A 3,483-nucleotide genomic window follows, 5' to 3' on the forward strand; every position below is an offset into this window, starting at 1 on the left:
GCAGTACCGAGATAAGGCGGTCTTCAGCGCTAAAACGCACTTCGAGTGCTTCGCCCAAGTGCGACAGATCGGCAGTGAGCGAGCTGATGTCATCGGTTTCCAAATATTTATCGTTGAAGTCCAGCAGCCTTTCGGTGGTGGTATCGATAGTGTCGTAGAGTTTGCTGGCTTCTTGCAGGGCTTCTGCGTCATCAAACTCGCGCCCCTCTTTGATCAATTGATCGTAGACTTCAAAGTGGCCAGCGGACACATAGTCCACCAGAATTTGGCAAAAGCTGCGCAATTTCTCACCGCGTTGCAGGTCGCTCAAGTCCTGGTCCAAGCCGCTCAGTGCGCAGTACTGCACCAGCATTGCCTGGCGCTCTTCAAGCCAGCGATCAATAATTTCACTTACACCGCCCCAGCGTTCTTTGGCACTTTTGCAATTTTCTAACATCAGGTAATCCTATGCGTTGTTCGACGCAGTGTGTTTTTAATGAGGCCGCACGCGGGCTTCAGGAAGAGTCAAACACACTGCTGTTGGTTTTGAGTTTGCCACAATAGGCCATCTTATCCGTGAGGGCAAGACACCTAGGCCAGTTTGTCGTGCTTGCGCAGCAGTTGATATAGGTTCACCGCTGCCAGACCGATAAAGGCTATAAATGTCCAGGCGGCAAGACTCAGGCCGAGGATTTTATCCACATGGGCGCAATTGCCATCGCCCTGCAACAGAAGTTTCAGCGCCTCCATAAAAGGGAAAACCTCAAACATATAAGCCAATCCTGGACCACAGGCTGGAACTTGATCGGCAGGCAGACTTTGTAACCAGAGTTGGCGGCCAGCAAAACACGCCCCGAGGATTGGGCTGATGATACCCAGCACTGCATAAATACGCTTGCCTGTCAGCGCCGGGTTATGCAGCGCAGCAGCTAGCGCCAGGAGGCCGGTGAGAACCACAAAACCGCGCTGGGTGATACAAAGTGAACAGGGGATCATCTTCATCACGTGCTCCATATAGGCAGCGGCAAGGATCATTAACGTGCAGGCGATGAAGATAAGAAAGTTGGTGTTGCGAACACTGGGGATCATAATAAATCCTTAAAAATGGATGCTGCTTATTGTTGGGTGTGTGTTGGGTCGATAAGGGGTACGGCTAATGGTAAGCAATAAGCCTGTACCAGAGCCAGTAGTTTTCCGCTCGCGATTGTGGAACGGCAACGCAAAAAGCGCAGCCTGATGCCAGCGGAATAGTCTATGCTTTGGGCAGTGCGATTATCGCGTCAGTTGGAGCGCAAAATAGTGCGCAAGTTCAGGTGTGCGGAGCGAGTATGAAGCTGGGTATTAAATGTGCCGTTGCAGTGGTGGGTATAGTGTCAGCCTTGCAAGCGGTAGCGAGTGGTGGCGGACCTAAAGTCGCCGAGGGCGTGAATTACATTCCGCTTGAGCCTGCTCTGGTAGTGAATTATGGCGGGCCGGGCAAGGCGCGGTTTATCAAAGCCGAGTTGTCGATTCGTACTGAGACGGGTGAGGATGCGATAGAAGTAACCCATCATTTACCGCTGATCCGCGATCGTCTGGTCAGTATTCTGAGCGCACAAACGGAAGAGGCGATCAGTACGGCGGAAGGTAAAGAATATTTGCGTGCGTATGCGTTGGCAGAGATCAACAGGGCGCTGTTGAAAGTGGAGGGGCATGATCCGGACGAGCATGACGCAAAACACAGTGCGGATAAAAAGAAAGATACCGCTAAAAAAATTGCCAAGCACGACGATGAAAAAGCACCTGAGCATAACGCGGAGGATGCTCATGCATCGGCGGTGCCTTCACTCGATTCTATCAAGCCCGTCAAAGGCCCTGCGTCTGATTTGTTTTTCAATAATTTTGTCGTGCAAAAATAATGTAGTGAATCAGTCGCTCGTTGCGGGCGACTGATTCACTATCTGCGCGGTAATAATGCCTGCCTTAACTTCCGCAACCGGTACAACCGCGATACTGGGCGTAATAGCCTTCCAGATAGGTATCAAAGTTTATTTGTTGCTTTGTTTCCAATTCCGTTTGTGTTTGCAGTGACTGCGCGCTCATCCGCGCAAATTGTGCGTAGTCTTTTTCTGCCAATGGCCGTGTTGCAAAATAGGTACGATGTTGTTCGGCGAGCGCCAGCGTATGTGCATAAAAACTTTGCTTGGCGCTGGTCATATCGCGCAGCACACGCGCCGATGGTGTTAGCTCGGAATTTTCCAGTTTTGCTAATTGCAGTGTGAGTGCCTGTTGATAAGCGTCACCCCCTTTAGCTTGGTCGAGCAATTCCGCACAGTCATTGCTGCCCTGCAAAATTTCCTGTGCCCAGCTACGCATGGATACACTCTTGTCGCCGCGCAATAGTTCCAACGCTGGATCGCGCCCACTATTCACAATGCGTTTCTGGTTTTCCTGCCCCTGATAAAATTCGCGCTCGTCAGTTTCCGGGCTATCGCTCATTAAACAGTAAAGTAAAAATGCATCCATCACCTGCATTTGCTCGATGGTAATGCCGAGTGGTTCATAGGGATTTAAATCCACGCAGCGTACTTCTACATATTCCACGCCGCGCAAGCGCAACGCTTGCAATGCAGTCTCACCGCGCTCGGTAGTACGTTTGGGGCGGATGCTCGAATAAAATTCGTTTTCGATTTGTAGCAAACTGCTGTTGAGTTGCTGGTAATTTCCATCGGCATCTTTTACACCGATTTGCTCGTAAGCCGGATGGCTTTGGGTAATCGCGCCGCACAGGGTTTTTAAATAATCACTGAGGTTGTTGTAATTCACCACCAGGGTTTTTTGCGCATCGCTTTGGTAGCCCAAATCGCCCATGCGCAGCGATGTCGCATAGGGCAAATACATCGTTTGTTCTGCGGCGGGAAATGGTTGCAGTTTGTGTGCGCGATTTTTTACAAAACAGGAACAGACAGCAGGTGATGCACCGAATAAATAAATCAGCAACCAAAAATTGCGGCGGAAATTGCGGATTAGGCCAAAGTAGCGTTCGGTCTTAAAATCCTGCAGTGATTGTTGGTTGCCGCTTTGTGTCTGCAGCGTGCGCCAAAAATCATCGGGCAGGCTGAAATTGTAATGGATGCCCGCGATGGTTTGCATGGAGCGGCCATAGCGATGCCCCAATCCAACACGGTACACCGTTTTCATCTTGCCGCTATTGGATGTACCGTAACGCGCAACCGGAATTTCTGCATCGCTGCCCAGTGTGCAAGGCATGCTCGCGGGCCAAAGGCGTTCGCGATTGCTGGCAAGCTGTTGGTAAGTGAAGCGATGAATGTTATCCAGTTGCGCGAGCAGCTGCTCCACATCGGCAAAGGGCTCGGTAATAAATTCGAGCAGGGCTTCGCTGTAGTCAGTGGTGATGTGTGGGTGCGTGAGTGCTGAGCCGAGTGCTTGTGGGTGATCGGTCTGCGCCAGTGTGCCCTCGGGTGTAACGCGAAGGCTTTCTTTTTCCAGCCCGCGCAATATTCC

General features: G+C 51.1%; 4 protein-coding genes. 1 reads left to right on the forward strand and 3 read right to left on the reverse strand.

What is annotated here, in order from left to right:
• A partial coding sequence (rsd, locus tag ACWA6V_RS19325; RefSeq protein WP_449524023.1) for a sigma D regulator occupies window positions 1-436 on the reverse strand: 436 nt, incomplete at its 3' end.
• A gap of 134 nt (window positions 437-570) precedes the next feature.
• On the reverse strand, window positions 571-1,068 hold the full coding sequence (locus tag ACWA6V_RS19330) for a disulfide bond formation protein B (RefSeq protein ID WP_449524024.1): 498 nt from the start codon (window positions 1,066-1,068) through the stop codon (window positions 571-573).
• A 239-nt stretch (window positions 1,069-1,307) separates the two neighbouring features.
• On the opposite strand from ACWA6V_RS19330, the gene ACWA6V_RS19335 reads away from it, so the two are divergent.
• A complete protein-coding gene (locus ACWA6V_RS19335) occupies window positions 1,308-1,877 on the forward strand; it encodes a flagellar basal body-associated FliL family protein (protein WP_449524025.1) in 570 nt (189 codons plus the stop codon).
• 64 nt (window positions 1,878-1,941) lie between these two features.
• On the opposite strand, the gene gshA is transcribed toward ACWA6V_RS19335, so the two are convergent.
• The coding region (gene gshA / locus ACWA6V_RS19340; protein ID WP_449524026.1) for a glutamate--cysteine ligase at window positions 1,942-3,483 on the reverse strand (1,542 nt) is incomplete at its 5' end.

The sequence above is a fragment of the Cellvibrio sp. genome (assembly GCF_053579595.1).